Origin of the sequence: Streptomyces sp. STR69 (assembly GCF_024519455.1) — a bacterium.
Taxonomy (GTDB): Bacteria; Actinomycetota; Actinomycetes; order Streptomycetales; family Streptomycetaceae; genus Streptomyces.
Genome location: NZ_JALJRY010000001.1, coordinates 768,176 through 790,075 on the forward strand (window position 1 = coordinate 768,176; position 21,900 = coordinate 790,075).

Here is a 21,900-nt window from a genome sequence, read left to right on the forward strand (position 1 = left end):
GTACGAGAGTCTCTCTGGAGTGTCTGTCGGTTCACTGGTCGGAGGCGTCGGACTTGTCGACGCCGTCCCAGACGTTCGAGTACCAGGGGCGGTCGGCCGCCCCCAGCTCGGCGCGCGACTGCTTGGCCGCGTCCGGGTCGATCACGATGTAGCCCGTCTCCCCGGGCATCACGTAGTGCAGCCGCTGCCGGATCTGCTGCTCCGCGTAGGAGTCGTCCTGCCAGCGCGCCTTGAGGTCGCGCAGCTGCTCGACGCGCTGCCGGGCCTGTGCCTGCTGCCGCTCCAGTTCGGAGATCTCGGCGCGCTGGGAGACGTACTGCCTTATCGGGTACGCCAGCGCCACGATCAGCGAGCACAGCACGAGGGCGAGAAGGGCCGCCCGGCCGGTGAGCCGGGAGCGGCGGGCCTGCCGTTTGGTCTGGGAGCGGTAGACACGGGCCGCCGTCTGCTCGCCGAGCAGCTTCAGCCTGGTCGCGGTGGAGAACCGGTCCCGGTCCTTCACGGCCATGTCCCGCCTCCCCTTCACACGTGCGTACGTCCCCGCACACGGTACGGGACCGGGTGCGGGGACGTACGTACGACTGGCTAAGGCTTAGCCCGGTATGGGTCAGCCCTTGCTGTGCCCATGGTCCGCAGAGCGGACGAGCGGGAAGGCTCAGCCCTTGAAGCGCGGGAAAGCGGAGCGGCCCGCGTACTCCGCCGCGTCGTCGAGGATCTCCTCGATGCGCAGGAGCTGGTTGTACTTGGCGACGCGGTCCGAGCGGGCCGGGGCGCCGGTCTTGATCTGGCCGCAGTTCACCGCGACGGCGAGGTCGGCGATGGTGACGTCCTCGGTCTCGCCGGAGCGGTGGGACATCATGCACTTGAAGCCGTTGCGCTGGGCCATCTCGACGGCGTCCAGGGTCTCGGTCAGCGAGCCGATCTGGTTCACCTTGACCAGCAGGGCGTTGGCGGTGCCCTCCTCGATGCCGCGGGCGAGGCGCTCGGGGTTGGTGACGAAGAGGTCGTCGCCGACGATCTGGACCTTGTCGCCGAGGCGGTCGGTGATGACCTTCCAGCCGGCCCAGTCGTCCTCGTACAGCGGGTCCTCGATGGAGACGAGCGGGTAGGCCGCCACGAGCTCCTCGTAGTACTCGGTCATCTCGGCGGCCGAGCGGGACTTGCCCTCGAACTCGTACTTGCCGTCCTTGTAGAACTCGGACGCGGCGACGTCGAGCGCGAGCCCGATCTGCTCGCCGGGGATGTAACCGGCCTGCTTGATGGCCTCGAGGATGAGGTCGAGGGCGGCGCGGTTGGACTCCAGGTTCGGGGCGAAGCCGCCCTCGTCGCCGAGGCCGGTGGACAGGCCCTTGGTCTTCAGCACCTTCTTGAGGGTGTGGTAGACCTCGGCGCCCCAGCGCAGCGCCTCGGAGAAGGACTCCGCGCCGATCGGGGCGATCATGAACTCCTGGATGTCCACGTTCGAGTCGGCGTGCGAGCCGCCGTTCAGGATGTTCATCATCGGAACGGGCAGCAGGTGCGCGTTCGGGCCGCCCAGGTAGCGGAAGAGGGGGAGGTCGCTGGCCTCGGAGGCGGCGTGGGCGACGGCGAGGGAGACGCCGAGGATGGCGTTGGCGCCGAGCGAGCCCTTGTTGTCGGTGGCGTCCAGGTCGAACATCGCCTGGTCGATCAGGCGCTGCTCGGTGGCGTCGTAGCCGACGAGCTCCGGGCCGATCTGCTCGATGACGGCGAGTACGGCCTTCTCGACACCCTTGCCGCCGTAGCGGTTGGGGTCGCCGTCACGCAGCTCGATGGCTTCGAAGGCACCCGTGGAGGCGCCGGACGGAACGGCGGCACGACCCGTGCTGCCGTCGTCGAGGCCGACCTCGACCTCGACCGTGGGGTTGCCTCGGGAGTCCAGGATTTCCCGGGCTACGACGACGTCGATGGACGGCACGAGCATCTCCTTCTTGGGGTCTGACGCGGCTACGGCAACACCGCAGCGGCTCTGCGAGACGAGCCTAACCGGCTCGGGGCGATTGGCCATCCGGTCGGCCGCCTGATGGACAGAACCGAGAGTAAATTGTTTCCGAACGGAACAAAGAGTCCCGCGGAAGAACAAGGGGACACAAAAAGCCCCGCCCCGGTGCGTACGGGGGAACACGCACCGGAGCGGGGAGCCCGTGGGGGACGGGGGTGACCCTCACGAGGTCTCCATGATGGAGTCCACGGATGTGAGGGCGCTGTGGTTCAGCTGAGACCTACTTGAGGTGGAGCTGCTGACCCGGGTAGATGAAGTCGGCGTCGTCGATGATGCTCTTGTTCAGCTTGAACAGCTGCTGCCAGCCGCCCTTGACCTTGTGCTTCTCGGCGATCGAGCTGAGGGTGTCGCCCTTGACGACCTTGTACTCGCCGTCACCCTTCTTGACCTTCTTGCCGGTCGGGGTGGAGACGGTCTTCTTGGCGGCCGGGCGCTCGGCGGAGCGGGAGGCCGTCGTGTCGGTCGAGCGGGTGCTGGTGCTGCCGCTGCTCGACGAGCTGTTGCTGTTCGACGAGCTGGAGGAGCTGCCGCCGGAGTAGGTGGCGCCCGACAGGCCGGTGCCGCAGACGGGCCATGCGCCCTTGCCCTGGGAGGCGAGGACCTTCTCGGCCACGGCTATCTGCTGCGACTTGGAGGCCTGGTTCGCGGTGGAGGCGTAGGCGGTGCCGCCGTACGCGGCCCACGTCGAGGCGGAGAACTGCAGGCCGCCGTAGTAGCCGTTGCCGGTGTTGATGGACCAGTTGCCGCCGGACTCGCAGCTGGCGACCGTGTCCCACTCGGAGGCGGTGGCGGCGGAGGCGTTGCCGGCCGCCATGAGCGGGGCGGCGATGGCGACACCGGTCACGCCGGCGAGCGTGGCGACGCGGGTGGCCTTGGACGGACGGCGGTGCTTGCCCTTGCTGGAAAACAGCATGGAAGATCCCAATCCCCTCACCGACGCCTACGAGGTGAGCTGTCGGGTTCGGGCCGTGTGAGTTGCCCGGCCGCACACCTCTCGGTGCGCGGCTTCACCCCAAGCCGGTTCCGGTCGTCTCTCAACTCCCGGGCCCGGCACTTACCTTGGGTCCCCCGCTCCTGCCTACGGCGCTTGACGCGACGACTGTTCCCGGAAGCCGCTGGCAGGACTCGGCGTGTGCGGCAGCCGGGGCTCGTGGTGACGAGCGGCCTTGACCGTAGACAGGGAAACCACGGAATTTCAAAGACGATCAGGGCTTCTGAGACTCATCCCACACTTTCACCAAAGCGGACATTCAGCGCGAAGCGTGACGCGAACTCCCGCTGTTTTGCTGCTACTTTCCGCCCGTTTCAGCACTGACGTCCAGGGTCTGACCGGCGACGACAGCGGACGGATCGGCGCCTATCACCTTTTTGTTCTCGGCGTACAGCGCGCGCCATCCGCCGTCGAGGCCAAGGGAGTCGGCGATGGACGCGAGGGAGTCGCCGGCGCGGACGGTGTACGTCTGCGGCACCGCGCTCTCTTCGCCACTCTCCTCGGCGCTCGCTCCGCGATGCTTGCCGGTGCTCTGCTGCTGGACCCCCTGGTCACTCCCCTGGTCGCCGGAGTCACCGAGCGCACCGGTGTCGACGAGGCTCCACTTGCCCACCGCCTGCTCCGAGTTGTCCGATTCGTCGAGTTTCGGGGAGGCGGTGGCCGAGCCGTCGTCCGCCGAAGGGATGGTGGACTTGTCGGACTTGGCGGGGTTGTCCGTCGCGGAGGGTGTGGGGCTCTGCGAGTCGCCGCCGGAGGAATCGGACGAATCGGAGGGGGTCGGTTCCGTGTTTCCGGAGTTGGACAACCCGAACGATCCGGAGGCACCGGAAGAGTCGGAGGAATCGGAGGAGTCCGAAGAACCCGAGGAGTCCGTCGCGCCGGTCGACGGCGAGTCGCTCGTGACGCCGGTGTCGACGTCCGCCGCACCCGAGGTGGTGGTGAGGCCCGAGACCAGCGCGCAGGTGGTCCACGCGGAGGTGCCCTTGGCGTCGAGGATCTTCTCGGCGACGGCTATCTGCTGGGAACGGCTGGCGAGGTCGGCCGTCGGGGCGTAGTCCTCGCCGCCGTACTTGTTCCAGTCGTCCTGGGTCAGCTGCAGCCCGCCGTAGTGGCCGTTGCCGCTGTTCTCGCTCCAGGAGCCGCCCGTCTCGCACTCGGCCACCTTGTCCCAGGTGGTGCCGTCGGCGGCGTTCGCGGCGGCGGCGCCGAGGAGGGGGATGGCGATGGCGGAGCCGGTCACCCCGGCCGCGACGAGGATTGCCGGAGCCTGACGGGGGCGACGGTGACGACCGTTCCCGGAGAGCATGCGGAGGCCTTTCGCGTGACGGCGGGGGGAGCGCGCGGCGGGTGCTGCGGGGCGCCGCGCTGGTACGTGAACGTAGCCGCTGTCGATCACTTGTCACAAGTTAATGCCACGCAGATCACGTGAAGATCACAGAGTTGAGGAACTGTCATCTTCGGGTTTACGGGGCGAGATGGCCCGTTCGGTCCGGGTTTACGGGTTTGGTGTGGTCGCTCCGGGGGTGAACTCCACTGGCAGGGTGCGCAGTCCGCGCATGATGAGCCCGCCGCGCCAGCGCAAGTCGGCCGGATCCGCCGCGAGTTGGAGGTCGGGGAGGCGGGTGAGGAGGGTGGCGAGCGCGGTCTGCCCCTCCAGGCGGGCGAGCGGGGCGCCGAGGCAGTAGTGGATGCCGTGGCCGTAGCCGAGGTGTTGATTGTCACGCCGTCCGAGGTCGAGGACATCGGGATCGGCGAACCGTTCCGGATCGCGGTCCGCCGCGGCCAGTACGACCAGTACGGGATCGCCGGCCGCGATGTCCTGCCCGCCCAGGGTGACGGGGCGGGTGGCGAAGCGCCAGGTCGCCAGCTCCACCGGGCCGTCGTAGCGCAGGAGTTCCTCGACGCCGGTTTCGAGGAGGCCGCGTTCGCCGGCGGCGAGGGACTTTTCGAGGCGGGCGCGCTGATCGGGGTGGGTGAGGAGGGCGTAGGTGCCGTTGCCGATGAGGTTGACGGTCGTCTCGAAACCGGCGAACAGCAGGATGAAGGCCATTGCCGCGGCCTCGTTCTCGGTGAGGTGCTCGCCCTGGTCGGAGGCGCGGATGAGGGCGGAGATGAGGTCTTCGCCGGGCAGCGGGTCCGGGCTGTCGGGAAGGGCCGCACGCTTGCGGTGGATGAGGTCGGCGAGATAGCCACGCATCTTCTTCACGGACCGCGCGACTCCGCCTCTCGGCCCGCCGCCGTGCCGGATCATCATGCCCGCCCAGTCCCGGAAGTCGTCCTGGTCCTCGCGGGGGACGCCGAGCAGGTCGCAGATGGCGTAGATGGGGAGCGGGAAGGCGAAGTCGTGGATGAGGTCGGCGGAACCGCTCCTCGCGAACCGGTCGATGAGATGGTCCGTCAACTCCTGCACCCGGGGCGCGAATTCGGCCACCCGGCGGGGTGTGAACGCCTTGCTGACCAGCCGTCGGAGCCGGGTGTGGTCCGGCGGGTCGATGTTGAGCAGATGCGTCATCAACTCGGCCTTGCGCTCACCCGGGATACCGGTCTTGCCCTTGGCGTGCGCCGGTTCGTCGTGATGAGCGGGGTTCTTGGACAGCCGCGGGTCGGCGAGCGCCTGCTTGGCATCGGCGTACCGGGTGACCAACCAGGCCTCCACTCCGCTGGGGAGCCGTGTCTTGTGCACGGGGGCGTGCTCACGGAGCCAGGCGTAGGCGGGGTAGGGGTTGGTGGCGAACTCCCAGGTGAAGAGTTCGGGGGCGGCGGAGGGGTGGGGGTGCGGCTGGGCTGGCTGGTCTGTCACTCCTTGACGGTATCCGGGGGCGGGGACACGCTCCGCGAGGGCCTTCCGGGCGGGGGCACGCTCCGCGAGGGCCTTCGGGGCGGCGGGTTGTCCGCCAAGGACTCCGGGCAACCCGCCGCATCACGCCCTGGCCCTGCCCCTCCCCTCACCCCCTTGGTCTCAACCCTCCTTGATCTCAACCCCCTTGATCGCATCCCGATAAGCCCGCCCGGCCGCCCGCAGCGCAGCCTCCGGATCCACGCCCTCGGCCTCCGCGCGCACCGCCAGCGCCAGCAGCTCGTACCCGATGCCGTCGCCCCCCGTCGGAAGCGGGAGCGGTACCTCAAGTCCCGCCGTGCGTACGCGTGATGCGAGTTTCGCCGCGAGGGCCAGGCCGGGCTGGCCCATGGGAACGCCCTCGGTGACGGAGGTGCGGCGCTTCTCCTCGGCCTTGGTGCGGAGCCAATGTGCCTTCACCTCCTCGGGAGTTGACGCCGTCTCGTCGCCGAAGACGTGCGGGTGGCGGTGGATCAGTTTGGTGACGATGCCGCCGGCCACGTCGTCGATCGAGAAGGGGGTGTCGGGGTCCTCCTCCGCGATGCGGGCGTGGAAGACGACTTGGAGGAGGACATCGCCGAGTTCCTCGCGCAGTTCGTCGCGGTCGCCCTCCTCGATCGCCTCGACGAGTTCGTACGCCTCCTCGATGCCGTACTTCGCCAGGCCCTTGTGCGTCTGCTGGGAGGACCACGGGCACTCGACTCGGATGCGGTCCATGACCTGGACGAGGTCGAGGAGGCGGGCGCCGGGCAGGTCGTAGGAGGCGGGGAGGAGTTCCAGCTCGGGCATCCGGACGCGGCCGGAGCCGGCGAGGCGGGCCAGGCCGTCGGTCAGCTCCGGTTCGCCCTCGCCCGTGGCCACGATCACCACCGTGTGGCCGCCCTCGCAGGCGGCGACCAGTTCCTCCGCGGTCGGGGACGACTCGACGACGGTTATGCCGGCCTCGCTCAGATACGGCAGCTGCGGATGCGTACCGTCCGCGCACAGCACACGGTCGGCGGTGCGCAACGCCTCCCAGGCGGGCCAGGACAACAGGCCGGGGGCGACACGGTGGCTGGTGGTGAGGAGGACGATGCGGCCGGGAGCGGGGGTGGAGGCGGGAGCGGGGGTGCTCTCGGGGCCGGGGCTGGTTGCGTTCACCCTCCGAACGTAACCCACGCCGCCGACAGCCCCACGAGATGTCCACAGGCCGGTGGACGGCCCTCCGGCTGCCGTGCCCGCCGTATCCGGACCGGCCCCTCCGTGGAGGCGCCGTACCGTTACGCCGACTGCTGTGTCTGCGCCGCCGTGACCTCGCGGACCCACGGTGTCTTGGCGTCGACGCGGCTGCTCTTCTCCACGTCCCAGGTGCCGTAGCGCGGGTTGAGGTCGACGTGGAGTTCCTTGGAGGCGGTCGACAGGGCCTTCCAGAAGGCGGGCTGGCTGGTGTCGGTGCCGAGCTTCGCGGCGAGTTTGCTGCCCTCCACCTGGAGGCGGAGGCTCTCGTCGAGGCGCTTCGGGGGGACGGCGTACTGGGCCAGCCAGGTCGCCTCCAGGGCCTTGGAGCCGCCAGCCTGCTGGGCGAGGGCGGCCCGCATGTCCTGGATGTCCTTGCGGGTGACCGTGACGTCGGCGTCCTGTGCGGCGCGGTGCACGACCTGGTCGAAGACCATGCCGTAGAGCGTCTCGCGGGTGAGGCCGCCGGTGGTGGCGATGGCCCGGGTGTACTGCGCCTGGTCCTGGACGGCCGCCCGCTGCGCCACGCGCACCTCGTTGACCCGGCTCTGCAACTGCGCGACGGTGATGCGCTGCCCGCCGACGACGGCAGCCGCGCCGGGATGCGCTTCGCTTCCACAGGCGGTCAGGGCGGGGGCCGCGGCGGCGATCACGGCGGTGAGGACGAGCGCGGTGCGACGGCGGCGGTGCAAGGGAACCTCCCGTTGGAGATTGTGCGACGGTGCACAAAGTCTTGCGGTGATCGATGTTAGGCAGTGGGTCGCCTGGGGCCAACCCATTCGACCAACGATTCACCAGGACTTCGGGCACCGGCACGCACCGGCACGCACACGTGCGCTATCGCTGGGCGTCCACCACTCGTTCCACGGCGGCGGCGACTTCCTCGCGGAGTCCGTCGCCGGTGGGTACCCAGGACACGTTCGTGACGGTCTTGTCCGCGCTGCCGCTGTCACCACTACCGCCGCTGCCGTTGCCCACGAGCACGAAGCCGACCTTCGCGTAGCGCGCCGTCGTCTCCTGCGCCGCCTTCACCTCGACGCCGCCCACCGCGATGACGACCTCGCAGGAGCTCTGGAGCATGGCGTTGAGGAAGGGGCGCGCGTTCGCGGTGCTCTGTTCGCCGGTCACCGAGGAGTAGCTCACGCGCGTGTGCGTCCTGAGTGAGGCGTCCTGCATGCCCCGCCAGACCGTGGCGGCGATGCTCCCGTTGATGCCCTGGTGGTCGGTGAGCAGGCAGGCGTCGGTGTCGGTGTAGTGCCGGGCCCGGGTGGCGGGGATCGGCGGGCGGGTGTCGTGCCTGGAGAGGACGATTCCGGTCACGATCACCGCGAGGACGACGGCGAGCGCTGTCGCGATCATGGCGATGCTGCGACCGCCGAGCGCACGCAGCCCGGCCACCGTGGCACGCCCCACGCGCGTGAGTCGTCGCTCTTTCCCCGCCGGGACCGGACGCGCCTGCGTGACCTGCCGGACCTGCTTGCCCATGTACCGCTACTCCTCGGCCCGTTCGACCACCGGGCCACGTGCCTGTTCTGCCGCCAGGTCCCCCGCCCGCCGGGGCCACACCCGCCACGCGTGCGCCGAGGCGCCCGCCATCGAGAGCGTGACCAGCAGCAGGTCCACGCCGAACAGCGCGCCGTGCGTGTCGACCGGCGTCAGCGCGAGTTCGGTGATCCAGGCCGCGAGGACCGCGGTGAACCCGGCGAAGGCCAGCCAGTCGGCGCGGGTGCGGCGGCGCAGGGCGAGGACGAGGGACGGGACGGGACACAGCAGGCCCAGACTGACGACCGGCAGCGCGGCGAACCCGGCGCGCACCGCCGGTGTCCGCAGCGCCGGCGCGGCAGACGCCCTGAGCACCCTCAACATCCTCATCGCCCTCACCCCTCGCCCGTCGGCCATCAGGCCTTCAGCACCCGGCCCTCAGCAGGTTCTCCGTGCGTCCACTCAGCCGGTGATGGCCACCGGCGCGTCCCACGCGTCGCGGTCCACGGTGATCGTGTAACCGCCGTGGGTCTCCTTGCTGTTGACCATGTACTGGTGGGCGCGGCTGTGGTTGGTGAACTGGGTGGAGCCCCACGGCCAGTCCGAGGTCGTCGTGTTGACCTTGTCCCACAGCGCGTACCAGAGGTTGCCCGGCAGGTCCGTCTTGTCGGTCGCGGTCGCGATGGCCTTGGCGCTGGAGCTGGAGAAGCCGTAGAGGCCGGTGCGGTAGATCTTGGCGTGCAGTTCCTTGTCAAAGGCGCGCACGTAGGTCAGCACGGCGTTGTTGCAGGACGTGTTCGTGATGTCGTACGACTCCATGTCCAGGTAGATCGGGCTGCCGGCCTTCATGCCGAGCGCCGAGGCCTTGGCCACCGCGTCGTCCGCCTCGCTCTTGCCGACGGAAGCGGCGGTGGAGGCGCTGATCTTGACCGAGCCTCCGGAGCCGCAGGACGGCTGGGAGCCGACGTAGAGCGGGATGAACTTCCAGCCGACCGTGCTGAGGGACTTGACCCAGGAGGCGGTGAGGTTGGGCTGGCTGCAGCCGCGGTTCTTGCCGCCGATGTAGACGGCGGCGCCGCCGTAGAAGCCGTCCGTGTGCCAGGCCTTCATCGCGGCCAGGGAGGGCGCGGCGCAGGTGTCGAAGGCGCGGCCCGTGTAGGTCTTCTGCGCGGGCCAGGTCGTGGCGGCCATCGAGGTCTGCGCGGCGATACCGCCCCCGGCGACGACGGCGGCACCCGCGACGCCCCACGCGATGTATCTGCGCTTCTTCGACTGCCGGTGCTCGGACACGAAAAACCCCACCCCTGTTCATGACAAGCGGACGTGTACGACGTCCGCCGGAAAACTGTCGGCCCCCTGAGGGCCCCGGAAGCTGCGCGGGTCCGGCGCGGCGACGCCGTAGGACTACGGTCGTACGGCCCTGGTACGGAACTGTCCGTGCGCGCGCGGGACTTGGGACCCCAGCGAATCGCACGATAATCGACGGTGTCCTTCGGCCTGGAAAACGGATTCTCTCGATCGCCACAAGATTCCCTCACGACACGGCAAAAACTCCCGTCCCGGGGAACGCGGACCGGACAAACGCCGTACCAGTGCGCGGACGTGGCGGGCGTCCGCCGGGTTGCGGGACGGTTCACATGGCCGTTCGTCCCCCGGGCGACGGCCCGTGCCATAACCTTGGCCAGACCTTGGGGGGTTGACATGGCAAAACGGCTGGAAGCCGGCTGGGGACAACGGATCGCCTGGGTGTTCCTCGCCTGGGGCTCGTGCGGCCTCCTGATGTGGGTGCCCTTCCTGTACGCGGCGATCCGCCGCGGGCGGGGTTCGGACTGGGGCGCGTTCGCGTCCTTCGCGCTCTACGAGTGCGTCACCCTGCCGTGGGCGGCGTCCGGCGGCAGCTCCAGCGGCGACCCGTTCCTGGGGCTGGCGGTCGTACTGACCATGCTGATGGCCGCCGGACTGCTGCTGTTCGGGATGTTCGACACCCCGCCCCCGAGGCAGCAGCTGTACGTCGGCATGCCGGTGCCCCCGCAACAGGGGAACCCGTACCTCCGGTAGCTCCCCTATCTCCGGTAGATCCCGTACCTCCGGTAGCTCCCCTACCTCCGGTAGATCCCGTACCTCCGGTAGGTCACGCCCGCCGGGTGCGCCGCAGGATCCGTACCGCGGGCCAGACGATCAGTCCGGTGACGGCCCAGAGGAAGCCCGAGAGGCCGAGCCATTCGCCGGTGCTGCTGTCGGGGTCGTGGCCGAAGACCGTCGTCGCGAGCGCGATGAAGGCGAACAGCCCGCCCAGCAGGAAGAGGACGACCAGCGCGGCGGTCTGTCCGCCGGTGCGCCGGGCGGGCGCGGCGCCGCCGCTCTCGGCGGCCGGTGCCGGTGCGGGTGCCTCCGCGCGCGGGGCGCTCTGCCGCGGCGGCAACTCCACGCGCGCGTGCGGCGGTACGGCCGCGTCGAGGGTCGCCATCGTGTGCGCGTCGACGCCGTAGAGCCCTGGTTCTACGGTGACGGCGAGGCCGTCGGTGCCGATGAGCCGTCGGCCGCCGTCGGGCCAGCTGAGCACGGCGGCGCAGGAACGGTACGGCACGGTCACCGCGAGGTCGCTCCCGTCGCGCCCGCGCACGGTCACGCTGACCCCGTCGTCCCCGACCACCAGCGCGGACCCGTCCTTGGCCACCGCGTCGAAGCGCCGCCCGGTGACGGCGTAGGTCGAACGGACCGGCGCCTCCGCGTACCCCGCCCAGCCCGCGCTGTGCCCCGAGGGCACCTGCAGCAGCGCGGTCCCGGCGGCCTCCAGGGCCACCGCGTGCAGATGACCGGGCGTCACCGACCACAGCTCGTGGCGCAGTTCGTCGAGCCCGCGCGGCGGCCGTCCGGCGAGCAGGTCCTCCGCCGCCCCGGGCAGCCGTCGTACGGCCGCGTCGGCCGCCGTCAGTCCCGCGTCGGCACGCGTGCGCACGGCCTCCAGGTCGGCCTGCGCGATGCGGCCGGCCTGGAGCGCGGCGAGGACGTCGACGAAACCGCCGAGCACCGCGTCCTGTTTGGCGGGCAGGGAGTCCGCGAAGGCGGTGAGGAGGGCGTGGCCGTCGCGGCGGGAGGTGTAGTCGGTGGCGGCGGTGTAGGAGTTGCCGTCCTCCTGGCGCAGGGCGCGGGAGAGTTCGCGTTCCAGGACACCGGCGTAGAGGCGGGCGGCCGTGGTGTCGGTGACGACGGCGTCGAGCAGGACACCGCCCTGGCCGTCGGAGAAGTGAGCGGGTGTGGTGGGGAGCGCGGAGGTGACGGCGGGGAGCGGGTGGCGGGCGCCCTGGGGCAGCTTGAGCGTGAGTCCGGCGGGGAAACGCTCGCCGGCGATCCACAGCACGGCGTTGCCGCCGGTGAACCAGGTCTCCGTCCAGTGTCGTACGTCCTCCGGGCGCAGGTTCCTGACCCCCCACTCCGGGTAGCTGACCAGGCCGTAGCCCTGGGCGCCGTAGCGCCACAAGGGGAGTTGGCCGGGTTCGCGGCGGGACTCCTCCGTCCGCAGGATCTCCTTCTCCGTCTCCAGGCGTTCCATGGGGAGGTCGGCGAGGGAGGCGCAGACGCCGTGGAGGTAGTCGACGATCTCGTGTTCGGCGCCCTCCACGTGGAAGTGGGTGAAGGCGGCCTTGGTCGCGCCGTTGTAGTGGTAGTCGGCGAGGCCGTGGCGGTACAGGGCGAGGTGTTCGACGAGGTGCGTGACACCGGCGCGGGCGAGGGTCTCGTCGGCGGTGCCTACGCGGAAGACGAGTCCGGCGCGGAGGGGGCCGGGGGCGTAGGCGAAGAGGGTGGGTATGCCGTCGACTTCGGTGAGGTGGATGGCGTTCATGGTGGTGTCAGCGGCGGCGAACCGACTGTCCTGAGGGGCCTGGTGGTTCTGGGGGTTCATCTTCGGCCTCTCAGGGCGGAGTTGGCGGTGTCGCGGTGCTGGACGTACGCCTCGGCGGGCTTCCCGAGGTAGTTCCACGGATATTCGGCGGCGAGGTTGCCGAGGGCCTGGAAGTGCGCGGCGGCCTGCGCGGTGTCGCCGATCATCGAGAACAGCGCGGCGAAGCAGCCCTGCACGGTGACCCAGCCGTACGGCCGCGCGAACTGCGGGTGGAACACGGACCGTTGGGCGGCCTCGACGAGTTCGGCGTGCACGTGCGGTTGTGCGAGGTATTCGGTGCGCTTGTCGGCGGCGCCGAGGTCGAGCCAGTGCTCGATGTGCGCCTCGGCGACGAGCCCGCCGTTCAACGCGCCTTCGGGGGCGGTCAGTAGACACTCGCGCGCGAAGGCGTGGGCCTCCTCCCAGGTGCCGCCCCACTTGGGGCAGAGCTTCTGGAGGAGGCGGGCCTGCCCGGTGAAGTGGTGGGGGTGGTAACGGGCGAGGCGGTTGTAGCGGCGCCGGCTCTCGTTCATCCCTAGCGACAAGCCGAGGGCGGTGGTGAGGCGCGCGGCCCAGGCCGCGTCGTAGGACGGGTCGAAAGCCGTTGCCCGGATGAGGAGTTGCTCCGCCTCCCGCAGGTGTTCGTGGAACGCCTTGAACTGCTCGCGACTGACGTCCTTGGCCCGCGCACCGGTCCGTATCTCCCACCCGGCCTCGGTGAGCCGGGTCGCGAGCACGGTGAGTGCGAGAACGTCGTGCGGTGCAGCGGCCAGTTGCCGCCGCAGCGCGTGCTCGAAACCGTCGTCCTCGGCCAACACCCCGACGACGAAGGCCCGGTCGGTACCGGGCGCCAGGCTGTCGTGGTACTGCCGGATGGCGGCCCAGTCGGCCGCGGCGGCGGCCTGGCGCAACCAGGTGACCTCCGGAAAGGCGGAGGCGAGTTCGAAGTCGGGGCCGGGATCGGCTCCGGGGGCGGATGACATGCGGCGGATACTAAGCGAGGCCTGTGACATCGCGGGTGGCGGGGAATCCGCAGGTCAGACATGGGGTGAGCGTGGGTTTGACTTGACCTTTGGCGAACCTTCCGTACAACTTCCGTTCATCGGGGGCTCATAGCGTCCGCACCTTTCTGTACTCACATCTGTACTTACGTCTCCCAGGAGTCCTGCCATGTCCCTGAACGCCCGCCGAAACCGCCAACTCCTCGAAGCGGCAGCCCCGTTGCTCCTCCAGGGCGAACGCGTCGAGTTCACTTCCCTGGCCGCGATCGGCTCGGTATCCGTCCGCAGGCAGGCCCTGACGGCGGCTGTGGTGGGGGTGTTGAGCGCGGGGACGGTGATGGCCACGGTCACTCCACGCCCGTTGTACATAGTCCTGACCGACCAGAGAGTCCTGTTCTTCGACGGCAACAGGGGTGGAAAACCAGGCAAGTTGATGCTGAACCTGCCGCGTCCGTACGTCTCGGCGGGCGGTTCGAAGAAGGCGTTCCTGGGGTTGCAGTTCACCACGAGGCTGTCGGTGGCGGGGCAGGAGCAGGGGTTGAAGGTGACGTTTCCCGTGCAGCATCGGGGGGACGGGCCGCGGTTCGTGGGGGCGTTGCCGGTCACGCGGTGAGGCCAGTCCCTACACGGCGAGCAGTTCGCACCAGACGTATTTGCCGCGCGTGCCGTGCCGGGCCGAGGGCTGCCAGCCCCAGAGATCGGCACAGGCTCGGACCAGCGCGAGGCCCCGGCCGCCTTCGGCGTCCGCGATCAGCTCCAACGGCCTTGATGGGGGCGAGGGTTCGGGATCCGCATCCCAGGCGCCGATCCGCAATACCCCTGCCTCCCAGCGGACGCGCAGGTCGGCGGGTCCTTTCGTATGCCGTACGGCGTTGGAGACCAGCTCGGCGGCGAGGAGTTCGGCGGTGTCGACCAGGCCGATGAGTCCGTGGATGGTGAGGATCAGGCGGAGGGTGCGGCGGCTTACGGTGACGGCTCGGGGGTCGTTGGGGATGGAGAGGGAGTACTCCCAGGGGGCGGGGGCGATGGGTTCGATCTCGGGCTCGGTTTCGGGCATGGGTCAACTCCGTTCAGGTGAAGGGAAGTTCGCGCGGTGGCTCTGCCACAGCCGTCACGGCATGACGGTGTGGTGCACTTCCGCAGCGTGTGCGTTGCATCACCAACGGTAGGGATAACCTGTCATCCCAGGCAAGCAGATCGCGTAATCTGCCCTCGAACGAGGAGGAGCAATCGATGGTCCTGAGGCGCGAACCAACGGCACGACAGATGCGCCTGGGCATCGAGTTGCGCAGACTCCGCGAGGCGGCGGGACTCACCGCCGTCGACGCTGCGGCGCTGCTCGGAGCCGGTCGCGTCCAGATCAGTCACATCGAAGCCGGAATCGTGGGCGTGAGTGAAGAACGAGTACGCCGCCTCGCATCCCACTACGCCTGCACGGACGAGGAGTTCATCGACGCCCTGGTCGCGATGGCAACCGATCGGACGCGCGGGTGGTGGGAGGAGTACCGGGGTCTGCTGCCCACGTCATTCCTGGACCTGTCGGAGCTGGAGCACCACGCCCGGTTCCAGCGCCACGTGGCCATCCTGTACGTACCCGGCCTCCTACAGACCGAGGACTATGCACGCGCCGTCTTCTCCTCCAGGCTGCCCGAACTCACCCACGAGGAACTTGAGTTGCGCATCCGACACCGAAAGGCGCGCCAGGACATCACCGTCCCCTATGAGGCGGTGATCCATGAGGCGGCGCTTCGGATCAGGGTCGGCGACCGAGCCACCTCTAAGGCTCAATTCGCCCAGCTCCTCGAATTCTCGGAAGCGGACCACATCACCCTGCGCGTCATCCCCTTCGACCTGGACGGCTTCGCCAGCGCGGCGAGCACGATGACGTACGTGGGCGGTTCCGTACCCAGACTGGACACAGTCGTGCGCGACGCACCCCACGGCTCGGTCCTCATCAACTCCGAGGCGCAGCTCAACACCTATCGAACAGCCTTCCGTAAGGTAGAGAGCGCATCACTCGAACCCGAACAATCACGTGACTTCATCCGCGCACTGGCTCAGGAGCTGTGAGGTACCCCCATGGACAACTGGAGGAAGTCGTCCTACTCGGGTCCGGGCGACGGCAACGAGTGCGTGGAGATCGCGACTTCCCCCACGTACACACACGTATCCATACGCGACTCGAAGGCGCCGGCCAGGGCCATCCTCACCTTCCCCGGTGGATCGTTCCAGGCCTTCGTCGAAACCCTCAAGACGGACGCTGGGCGCCTGCGCGCCGCGACGTAAGCGAGCTTCCCACACACGCGCCAGGCGAATCACCGAGACGAGTGCTCGGAAATCGCGGCCGAACTCGGTCAGTTGTGCGTAGTTTCCTTCGTCCACGCACTCATCACGGCCGGTGACGACGGGCAACGCTCTGCCGGATCCTTCTCCTCGGTGGGGCACGACAAATTACTGGATGCTCCAGCGATGCGGGTGCTCGGGCTTGTTGGGACAGGCGAACACGTTGAGCTCACCCCAACGGCCCACAGTGACCTCCGTGGGAGTGGCGCAACGGTGAGTGGGGTGGCTCTGGTCCTCCAGTGGTTTCCAGCTGCCGCTGCCGCCGTCCCATTCCGAGCTGTCGATGGTCAGCAGTAGGTGCATCGGTGTCGTGCAGGTCAGACAGTCCATGGGATACGGGTCTGTCGCGTGCCAGGAGGCGAAGCCGCCCACACGCCAGCCGGGCGGGATGGACAGGTCGTACTGGTAGCCGAGCGGCTCTGCCCTGCTTTCGTCCGCCGTCTGCTCGGCTTCCTCTTCGAGGGCTTCCTCCCACGCGTCGATCCGGGCGCACAGTTCCTCGGGCAGAAGGCCGGCAAACGGGTAGGTGACCACCTGCTCCGGATGCAGCACGCAGGGCTCGGGCACGAAGCCGTCGGACCCGACGACCAGCGGCTGCGGCGGCGCGGTCAGCACCTCGCCGACCTGCCACGACCGCCGCCAGCGCAGGTGAAGCTCCAGGTCATAGCGGCCCGGGCCGTGCGCGTTGAAGGGACACCAGAACACTTGAAGCAGATCGCAGTCGCCCGGCCCCGCCGGCAGGTCGGGCACATCCCGTCGGTATATCTGCGCGAGGCCGATCATCGGCAGCGGGTCGGTCTCGGATGCCCTGGGGACCCGGTGCTCCCTGTGCAGCTCGCCCAGGAGCTCCCGTTCCTCGTCCGTCGGGCCGGGAACCTGCTCGCGGGTCCACACGGAAGCCAGAACCTGTCTATAGCAGTGGATGTCGGCCGGTCGTCGGCCACGCCCACGGCCGTGGGCCTCACCGCACACCGGCCACGGTTCGTGCGTCAACCACAACATGGGACCGCCCACGGAACTGGCCGAATGGTCTGGACGGCCCGGCCGCGGATGGAGCCGTGTTGTCGTCCCTCGAAAGGCAGCCAGTTCCGGGAAGAGCGCCTCGACGTCGAGGGGGCGTGGGGGCGTAGTCCTCGGCATGGACCCGACCTTAGAAGCCTGACATCCCTGGTCACCGAACCCCCCGGCAACTACACGCCCGCGCTGGCGGTGTCAGGGGAACAGCCCCTGCTCGGTCTCGGCCAGGATTCCCTGCTCGGCGAGCCGCTTGAGCTGCAGGCCGACGGTGTTGATGCTGTCGGTCGTGATCTCCACGCCCATCGCCTCACACACAGCCCGCGCCCGCAGCGCGGCATTGGCCGCAGCGAAGACCGCCATGATCTGCTGGTAGGCCGGATGCTCTCTGCGCGCCCCCCCTTGGCTGATCCCCCTCGGAGGGGACCCTCCCAAAAGAAGTGTGACGCTCCCCCGCAGAGTGTCGCACTTTCCCGCCCCGCCCCTCTGAGACAGAACATCCCCTCGCGCCCGCTTTGCCAACGGCCAGCGAAGACTCGCCCCATACCCGACAAGACCACAGGTCCAGCCGTGAAGGAAGCTAAAGAGCACTCCACACCTTCAGGTGGATTGGAGCCAGGACACACGGTCGATACCCGTGCACACGTGCTGAGCTGAGCCCGCGCAAGATCACGCAGCCTCCAGCTCGAACCCCAGAAAGGGGACACCTGTGCGCCACAAGGGACGGGTCAGGACATGGCTCGCCGCCGCAGCCGCTGCCACCGCACTGTTCATGTCACCGACTTCGACGGCCAGCGCCGACGCCCGGGCTCCGCAGGCCGGCCGCTACCTGAACCTGCACCAGTGCGTGTACATGCCCGCCCAGGTCGTCGACTACTTCACCACCGCGGTGCCGAGCCGCGACGGCCGCTTCACGACCGGCACGAACACCTCCAACACCGCCGAGACGAGCCGCTCCTGCGGCGCGGGTGACGGAAACTTCAAACCGTCGTCCCCATGGGCAGGCGTCCAGTCGCTCGACCTCAGCGCCGCCCGCTATCTGAATCTCCACCAGTGCGTCTACTACTCCGACGCCCAGCACGACCACATCACAACGGTCGCGAACGTCGGGGCCCCCGAGTTCGCCGCACACTCGAACGTCTCCAACACCCCCGACACAGCCCCCAACTGCGGCCCGGGACAAGTCCAGCACCACCTCGTCCCCCTGCTCTCCGACGTCAAGGCCCTCGACCTCACCGCCGGGCAGTACGTCAACCTCCAGCAGTGCGTCTACTACTACGGCCAAAGCCCGTTCAACGACCACTTCACCACGGTGGTGCCGACAACCCGCGACGGCCGTTTCGCCACCGGGACCAAGGTCTCCAACACCGCCGACACCACCCCGACCTGCGGCACCGGCGACGGCAACTTCACCCTCATCCCCCTCCTCTCCGGCACCAAGGCCCTCTCCCGAACCTGACGCAGATCCCGATCCGGCCCGCACCGGGACCCATCCTGCCTCGGTGCGGCCGACCATACATGGCAGGTCATCTCGAACTGCCCCTTCGGCCACGACATTCGGGCTCGACCTGGTCCAAGCCTTCCGGGCAAGTCGATTACCACAATGACCCATGCTCAAATATTTCATCTGAATTCACCGGACAAGCCTCAGGAAAATATCCCGCACGCTCCACAACTAGTCCATCAAGAATGCCATGAGAGCCGAGGCCAGCTGATTACTGTATTCGTCGCAGCGATCCAACAACTGATGGCCCACCCTCGAGGTGATCAGCTCATCGTGCCCTAGAGCGGCCAGGATTGCTTCATGGCAGGCACCTTCAATTTCTAGATTTCTCGTGCCGAAATATCCCAAATCATACGAACGGAGATACCCGCCAACACTGTCAAGGTAGCGCTCACGATCTCCTTCTCCCTTCACCAGAGTGAGTGAGCTCTTCATGTACTTGTCGAGGTAGTCGGCCAGCTCGCGAGCAAGGTGGATGATTCTACCGGTCTGTGCCTCGCTCAGCTCTCCCAACGCTTCCGCAAGCATGAGCCAACCATTGATGGCCTCCAACTGGAAGCTCTCAGCGAATTCCGGCTCAATCTCAGACTCGAACAATGGTGCAGAGCAGAGTTCGATGACGGCCTGCTGCAGTCCTCTATTAGTCTCCCCATCCATCTGCGCCTGGCCATTTTGGATCAGAGAATCGACAGCCGCAGGGTCCACTCCCCATTCCCCCGGCATAGCGATCCTGAGAAGCGGTGCCTGCAGTCTGTGCAGAGCAAGATAGGCAGCCTGATTGCGCTGCCTTCGCGACATGACACTGAGCTGAGCCGACAGCGCATTATCCTCATGCCAGTCCAACTGACCCACCACTCCACTCGCCAGGCATCCGCTATCGTCAAGAAATCGAGGCCTGAGATCACTACCACGAAATAACAATGTCCGGAGAGAGCTGGGCTCGGCCCATGCGGCGAAGCCGAAGATCATTCGGCTTGTCACCTGTTCACCAATGTCATCGATGAGGATACGCCCTCGATACGACCGAATTCCCACCTTGCCTTGACGGCGAGGGACATCCGCGCTTGGACTGCTCACTCCGGATCTTCAACAGCCTAGCCCGTGCCCGACCTGGCGATGATCTGCACCGGATCAGGCCGTTCACCCCGGACAGGAACCAACGCGGCATCATAAACACCAGATCAGTGGTACGTAAGAACGATTGGGTATGTACCTCGCCTACTCAATTGCCTCAACGTGAATAGGTTCAGCACCTCCCAGATAAAGAAAGAATCCCGCATCCTCTTGATCAATCTTTTCTGGCGGAACCACATACATTCCCGCAGTGGGTGCGGGAGACCAGCCGAGATCGCGCGGGGGATTATATTCCTCGTAATGCTCAACATAAAGCCGTGCCGGTGGGATAGAAACAGTACAGATATCCCCTGGGTGGAGCTCGCTAACTGCTGGTTCAACTAGATACGGCATCCATTCAGAACGCGAATCGTCAATCGGCAAAGAGAATTTTCCGTCCCATCGGAAATTCGAGGAGTTATCGATCACCCCCCATGGCCATTCAAGGGTGATCTGACCTGCACCCACGGAGACTACTTGAGCCCTCGCCGACTCACAAGACACGATGATTTCGTCACCGACCTGAGGAACCATATATCGTCACCCTACATTCTGGTCGCGCATCAATCAACACGTCAATATTCTCCGGGCTATCGAGGAGGGCAGCATTCTCGACATGCTCATCCCTGAATACTGCTTTGATTCCGCGCATCATGCCTCGGATGAAATCGGCGTGGGCTTGGCATCTCTCAGCCTCCTCGCAGTTCGTGGCTCTACCTCACGCCCACGGATCCGTTACATCAGAGGTGTCGACGAAGTCCACGACAGGCTCTTCCCCCAGTCGCTGACCGTTCAATTCGCCCTGGACCCATTGAATGCACTGCGGCCTTTCTCCACTGCTTGTTCGGCAAAACTCCTCCAACACCAGCCGAACGCTGTCGAGCGGGATAGTGCTCCTAGGGTGATGGAACAGCGGATAACCCGGATCTGCAACCACCCGCGGATCAAAATCTGGCGGCTCCGGGTTGTCTGAAAGCCAGGTGTAGTCAAATATTTCAGACCTTCCGGTGCGCCGATCTGTGGCAAACCACATCAAGGCCCCGTAGCCCGTCGGCCTGTTTACAGCAACCCGCAGGTATGTATTCGGATTATTTTGGACCGTCACACTTTCGAAACGATGATCCGAAAAACAGAACCATGCATCCTCGCCAGGTGACACCCACTTGCTCGACGAGTCTTCGAACCTCAGGTTCTCCATCACCTCAGCGACCAGGCGGGAGCGATCTACTTCACTCTCGGCGTGACGCCATTCCTTGGAGAATAGAACATTCAATACCACGGAAAATCTTCCTTCATTCTCGACTGCCAATCACTGGCCGACGAACTCCTGCACGCACATTCCGCCTCCCTCAAGCGGAGAATGCACTCTCAGCGTCGATCCCTTGGGCAAAAGTTTCGGTATTGCTACCGAGCACGAGTAGTCACCCTCACATGCCCCGCCCACCTTGGTTATTACAATGTCTGCTGAAGTGATTCCGCTCTTACTCTCCCTCATCAAGCAAGCAAATTGGGTATCCGGGTGCTCTGCAGCTGGAAATCTTCCATTGGAAGGCATCTTGACGCCAGCCTCTTCAAGAGCGCGGTTGGCCTTCTCAGCAAGAGCACTCCGCCCACTAATAAGCGGCTTCCCCAACTTGGTAGCGCTGCCGTCAGAATTGATCCGCACGGCCTGTCCCACGGTCTTGCCGTCATACGACGTCTCAGCAAGGTCCGCTGCCACACTTTCCGTGCCGCAGTTGTGCACCAGGACCGGCGTGGTCCCAGCCTCCACATAGTAGGTGTGGAGGCTGCCGATGGTCAGGTCGTAAGTCGTGGTGTTCGCGTGGTAAAGCCGAACGCCGGTTACCTCGGCCGTCCCGGTCGGAGTCTGGAGGACGTCGCCGGCCTTCAGGTCCTTGCCCTCGACGAATGCCGACTGGGTCTCGTCGTAGAAGGGGTGGTGGAAGGTCGTCGTCAGGTGCGCGCCCTGCGCGTCAGACGCGTCCTCGGCAGTCTTGGCGCTCTCCCCAGGCGTTGCCGAGGAGACCGCTGCGACCGTCTTGGCCGCCGACACCTGATCAGCGCCGTGGCCGTGGCTCGCGCCCAGTGCTCCCAGTACCGCTGCCGACGCCGCCAGGCCGAACGCCGCCTTGCGGGCGACCTTCTTCGCCAGGGACTTCGCCCCTACCTTCACGCCCTGCTTCGCAGCAGCCTCGCCCGTCGCCTTGATCGTCAGGTCAACGAAGTCGTGGTCCGTGTGCGTCACAATCACCGCGGTGACCTTGTGGGCCTCCGTACCCGCCTCGCCCGGTACCGAGTTGGCGATCGTGTCGCCCACCCGCACCTGGTCGATCGCCTTCGTAGAGCCGCTGGCCATCAACACCCGCGTCGAACCGGTGAAACTGTGGGTCGGGCAAGTTCCAGACTTCGACTGCGAGTTGGTTCCCGCCCCCTCAGACTCCGTCGCAGAAGCCGCCTCATCCGTGGCATCCGCAGCCCCGGCGTCCCCGGCTTCAGTC

Annotated in this window: 24 protein-coding genes and 1 riboswitch; of the genes, 5 read left to right on the top strand and 19 right to left on the bottom strand. The window is 67.3% G+C overall.

What is annotated here, in order from left to right:
* Window positions 1–31: 31 nt before the first annotated feature.
* From OC490_RS03595 to OC490_RS03640, 10 genes are all read right to left on the bottom strand, one after another.
* A complete protein-coding gene (locus OC490_RS03595) occupies window positions 32–508 on the bottom strand; it encodes an FtsB family cell division protein (protein WP_262056247.1) in 477 nt (158 codons plus the stop codon).
* A gap of 147 nt (window positions 509–655) precedes the next feature.
* A complete protein-coding gene (gene eno, locus OC490_RS03600) occupies window positions 656–1,942 on the bottom strand; it encodes a phosphopyruvate hydratase (protein WP_262056248.1) in 1,287 nt (428 codons plus the stop codon).
* 298 nt (window positions 1,943–2,240) lie between these two features.
* Window positions 2,241–2,933: a LysM peptidoglycan-binding domain-containing protein gene (locus OC490_RS03605; protein WP_262056249.1), complete on the bottom strand. Its 693-nt coding sequence runs from the start codon at window positions 2,931–2,933 to the stop codon at window positions 2,241–2,243.
* Window positions 2,934–2,942: 9 nt separating this feature from the next.
* Window positions 2,943–3,116: riboswitch (cyclic di-AMP (ydaO/yuaA leader) on the bottom strand.
* A gap of 193 nt (window positions 3,117–3,309) precedes the next feature.
* Window positions 3,310–4,317: a LysM peptidoglycan-binding domain-containing protein gene (locus OC490_RS03610; protein ID WP_262056250.1), complete on the bottom strand. Its 1,008-nt coding sequence runs from the start codon at window positions 4,315–4,317 to the stop codon at window positions 3,310–3,312.
* 189 nt (window positions 4,318–4,506) lie between these two features.
* Window positions 4,507–5,811, bottom strand: a complete 1,305-nt coding sequence (locus OC490_RS03615) for a cytochrome P450 family protein (RefSeq protein WP_262056251.1) — start codon at window positions 5,809–5,811, stop codon at window positions 4,507–4,509.
* A 159-nt stretch (window positions 5,812–5,970) separates the two neighbouring features.
* Window positions 5,971–6,987: a nucleoside triphosphate pyrophosphohydrolase gene (locus OC490_RS03620; RefSeq protein ID WP_262056252.1), complete on the bottom strand. Its 1,017-nt coding sequence runs from the start codon at window positions 6,985–6,987 to the stop codon at window positions 5,971–5,973.
* A gap of 119 nt (window positions 6,988–7,106) precedes the next feature.
* The gene (locus tag OC490_RS03625) at window positions 7,107–7,754 is read right to left on the bottom strand and encodes a SurA N-terminal domain-containing protein (protein ID WP_262056253.1); all 648 of its coding nucleotides are present in this window, start codon (window positions 7,752–7,754) and stop codon (window positions 7,107–7,109) included.
* 145 nt (window positions 7,755–7,899) lie between these two features.
* Window positions 7,900–8,547, bottom strand: a complete 648-nt coding sequence (locus tag OC490_RS03630; protein ID WP_262056254.1) for a hypothetical protein — start codon at window positions 8,545–8,547, stop codon at window positions 7,900–7,902.
* Window positions 8,548–8,553: 6 nt separating this feature from the next.
* Entirely contained in the window at window positions 8,554–8,928 is a 375-nt protein-coding gene (locus OC490_RS03635) for a hypothetical protein (RefSeq protein WP_262056324.1), read from the bottom strand.
* A 78-nt stretch (window positions 8,929–9,006) separates the two neighbouring features.
* Entirely contained in the window at window positions 9,007–9,834 is an 828-nt protein-coding gene (locus OC490_RS03640) for a glycoside hydrolase domain-containing protein (protein ID WP_262056255.1), read from the bottom strand.
* Window positions 9,835–10,245: 411 nt separating this feature from the next.
* Here OC490_RS03640 and OC490_RS03645 point away from each other — a divergent pair, with 411 nt between their 5' ends.
* Window positions 10,246–10,602 carry a hypothetical protein gene (locus OC490_RS03645; protein ID WP_262056256.1) on the top strand — a complete coding sequence of 119 codons (357 nt, stop codon included), beginning with the start codon at window positions 10,246–10,248 and terminating at the stop codon, window positions 10,600–10,602.
* 73 nt (window positions 10,603–10,675) lie between these two features.
* Here the strand turns inward: OC490_RS03645 and OC490_RS03650 are convergent, their stop codons facing one another.
* Both OC490_RS03650 and OC490_RS03655 read right to left on the bottom strand, forming a co-directional pair.
* A complete protein-coding gene (locus OC490_RS03650; protein WP_262056257.1) occupies window positions 10,676–12,448 on the bottom strand; it encodes an insulinase family protein in 1,773 nt (590 codons plus the stop codon).
* Window positions 12,445–13,410, bottom strand: coding sequence for a hypothetical protein (locus tag OC490_RS03655; RefSeq protein ID WP_262056258.1), 966 nt, complete (start codon window positions 13,408–13,410; stop codon window positions 12,445–12,447). Before OC490_RS03655 ends, OC490_RS03650 begins: the two co-directional genes overlap by 4 nt.
* 187 nt (window positions 13,411–13,597) lie before the next feature.
* Here OC490_RS03655 and OC490_RS03660 point away from each other — a divergent pair, with 187 nt between their 5' ends.
* On the top strand, window positions 13,598–14,041 hold the full coding sequence (locus OC490_RS03660; RefSeq protein WP_019066668.1) for a hypothetical protein: 444 nt from the start codon (window positions 13,598–13,600) through the stop codon (window positions 14,039–14,041).
* Between the two features lie 9 nt (window positions 14,042–14,050).
* Here the strand turns inward: OC490_RS03660 and OC490_RS03665 are convergent, their stop codons facing one another.
* Window positions 14,051–14,485 carry an ATP-binding protein gene (locus OC490_RS03665; RefSeq protein WP_262056259.1) on the bottom strand — a complete coding sequence of 145 codons (435 nt, stop codon included), beginning with the start codon at window positions 14,483–14,485 and terminating at the stop codon, window positions 14,051–14,053.
* 176 nt (window positions 14,486–14,661) lie between these two features.
* Here OC490_RS03665 and OC490_RS03670 point away from each other — a divergent pair, with 176 nt between their 5' ends.
* Window positions 14,662–15,498 carry a helix-turn-helix domain-containing protein gene (locus OC490_RS03670; protein WP_262056260.1) on the top strand — a complete coding sequence of 279 codons (837 nt, stop codon included), beginning with the start codon at window positions 14,662–14,664 and terminating at the stop codon, window positions 15,496–15,498.
* A gap of 9 nt (window positions 15,499–15,507) precedes the next feature.
* Window positions 15,508–15,714: a DUF397 domain-containing protein gene (locus tag OC490_RS03675; RefSeq protein WP_262056261.1), complete on the top strand. Its 207-nt coding sequence runs from the start codon at window positions 15,508–15,510 to the stop codon at window positions 15,712–15,714.
* Window positions 15,715–15,879: 165 nt separating this feature from the next.
* Here the strand turns inward: OC490_RS03675 and OC490_RS03680 are convergent, their stop codons facing one another.
* Both OC490_RS03680 and OC490_RS03685 read right to left on the bottom strand, forming a co-directional pair.
* A complete protein-coding gene (locus tag OC490_RS03680; protein WP_262056262.1) occupies window positions 15,880–16,911 on the bottom strand; it encodes a hypothetical protein in 1,032 nt (343 codons plus the stop codon).
* A 72-nt stretch (window positions 16,912–16,983) separates the two neighbouring features.
* Window positions 16,984–17,148, bottom strand: coding sequence for a hypothetical protein (locus OC490_RS03685; protein WP_262056263.1), 165 nt, complete (start codon window positions 17,146–17,148; stop codon window positions 16,984–16,986).
* Window positions 17,149–17,494: 346 nt separating this feature from the next.
* On the opposite strand from OC490_RS03685, the gene OC490_RS03690 reads away from it, so the two are divergent.
* Window positions 17,495–18,244 carry a hypothetical protein gene (locus tag OC490_RS03690; protein ID WP_262056264.1) on the top strand — a complete coding sequence of 250 codons (750 nt, stop codon included), beginning with the start codon at window positions 17,495–17,497 and terminating at the stop codon, window positions 18,242–18,244.
* Between the two features lie 216 nt (window positions 18,245–18,460).
* On the opposite strand, the gene OC490_RS03695 is transcribed toward OC490_RS03690, so the two are convergent.
* The 4 genes from OC490_RS03695 to OC490_RS03710 all read right to left on the bottom strand — a co-directional run.
* Window positions 18,461–19,258, bottom strand: coding sequence for a hypothetical protein (locus OC490_RS03695; RefSeq protein WP_262056265.1), 798 nt, complete (start codon window positions 19,256–19,258; stop codon window positions 18,461–18,463).
* 249 nt (window positions 19,259–19,507) lie between these two features.
* Window positions 19,508–19,870 carry a hypothetical protein gene (locus tag OC490_RS03700; RefSeq protein WP_262056266.1) on the bottom strand — a complete coding sequence of 121 codons (363 nt, stop codon included), beginning with the start codon at window positions 19,868–19,870 and terminating at the stop codon, window positions 19,508–19,510.
* Window positions 19,871–20,120: 250 nt separating this feature from the next.
* On the bottom strand, window positions 20,121–20,681 hold the full coding sequence (locus OC490_RS03705; protein WP_262056267.1) for an Imm1 family immunity protein: 561 nt from the start codon (window positions 20,679–20,681) through the stop codon (window positions 20,121–20,123).
* 30 nt (window positions 20,682–20,711) lie between these two features.
* On the bottom strand, window positions 20,712–21,900 hold a 1,189-nt coding region (locus tag OC490_RS03710; RefSeq protein WP_262056268.1), incomplete at its 5' end, for a DddA-like double-stranded DNA deaminase toxin.

Coding starts and splice junctions, on each gene's coding strand:
- OC490_RS03595 (WP_262056247.1), bottom strand. CDS start 508: ATGGCCGTGAAGGACCGGGACCGGTTCTCCACCGCGACCAGGCTGAAG.
- eno (WP_262056248.1), bottom strand. CDS start 1,942: ATGCTCGTGCCGTCCATCGACGTCGTCGTAGCCCGGGAAATCCTGGAC.
- OC490_RS03605 (WP_262056249.1), bottom strand. CDS start 2,933: ATGCTGTTTTCCAGCAAGGGCAAGCACCGCCGTCCGTCCAAGGCCACC.
- OC490_RS03610 (WP_262056250.1), bottom strand. CDS start 4,317: ATGCTCTCCGGGAACGGTCGTCACCGTCGCCCCCGTCAGGCTCCGGCA.
- OC490_RS03630 (WP_262056254.1), bottom strand. CDS start 8,547: ATGGGCAAGCAGGTCCGGCAGGTCACGCAGGCGCGTCCGGTCCCGGCG.
- OC490_RS03635 (WP_262056324.1), bottom strand. CDS start 8,928: ATGTTGAGGGTGCTCAGGGCGTCTGCCGCGCCGGCGCTGCGGACACCG.
- OC490_RS03645 (WP_262056256.1), top strand. CDS start 10,246: ATGGCAAAACGGCTGGAAGCCGGCTGGGGACAACGGATCGCCTGGGTG.
- OC490_RS03650 (WP_262056257.1), bottom strand. CDS start 12,448: ATGAACCCCCAGAACCACCAGGCCCCTCAGGACAGTCGGTTCGCCGCC.
- OC490_RS03655 (WP_262056258.1), bottom strand. CDS start 13,410: ATGTCATCCGCCCCCGGAGCCGATCCCGGCCCCGACTTCGAACTCGCC.
- OC490_RS03660 (WP_019066668.1), top strand. CDS start 13,598: ATGTCCCTGAACGCCCGCCGAAACCGCCAACTCCTCGAAGCGGCAGCC.
- OC490_RS03665 (WP_262056259.1), bottom strand. CDS start 14,485: ATGCCCGAAACCGAGCCCGAGATCGAACCCATCGCCCCCGCCCCCTGG.
- OC490_RS03670 (WP_262056260.1), top strand. CDS start 14,662: ATGGTCCTGAGGCGCGAACCAACGGCACGACAGATGCGCCTGGGCATC.
- OC490_RS03675 (WP_262056261.1), top strand. CDS start 15,508: ATGGACAACTGGAGGAAGTCGTCCTACTCGGGTCCGGGCGACGGCAAC.
- OC490_RS03680 (WP_262056262.1), bottom strand. CDS start 16,911: ATGCCGAGGACTACGCCCCCACGCCCCCTCGACGTCGAGGCGCTCTTC.
- OC490_RS03685 (WP_262056263.1), bottom strand. CDS start 17,148: ATGGCGGTCTTCGCTGCGGCCAATGCCGCGCTGCGGGCGCGGGCTGTG.
- OC490_RS03695 (WP_262056265.1), bottom strand. CDS start 19,258: ATGATCTTCGGCTTCGCCGCATGGGCCGAGCCCAGCTCTCTCCGGACA.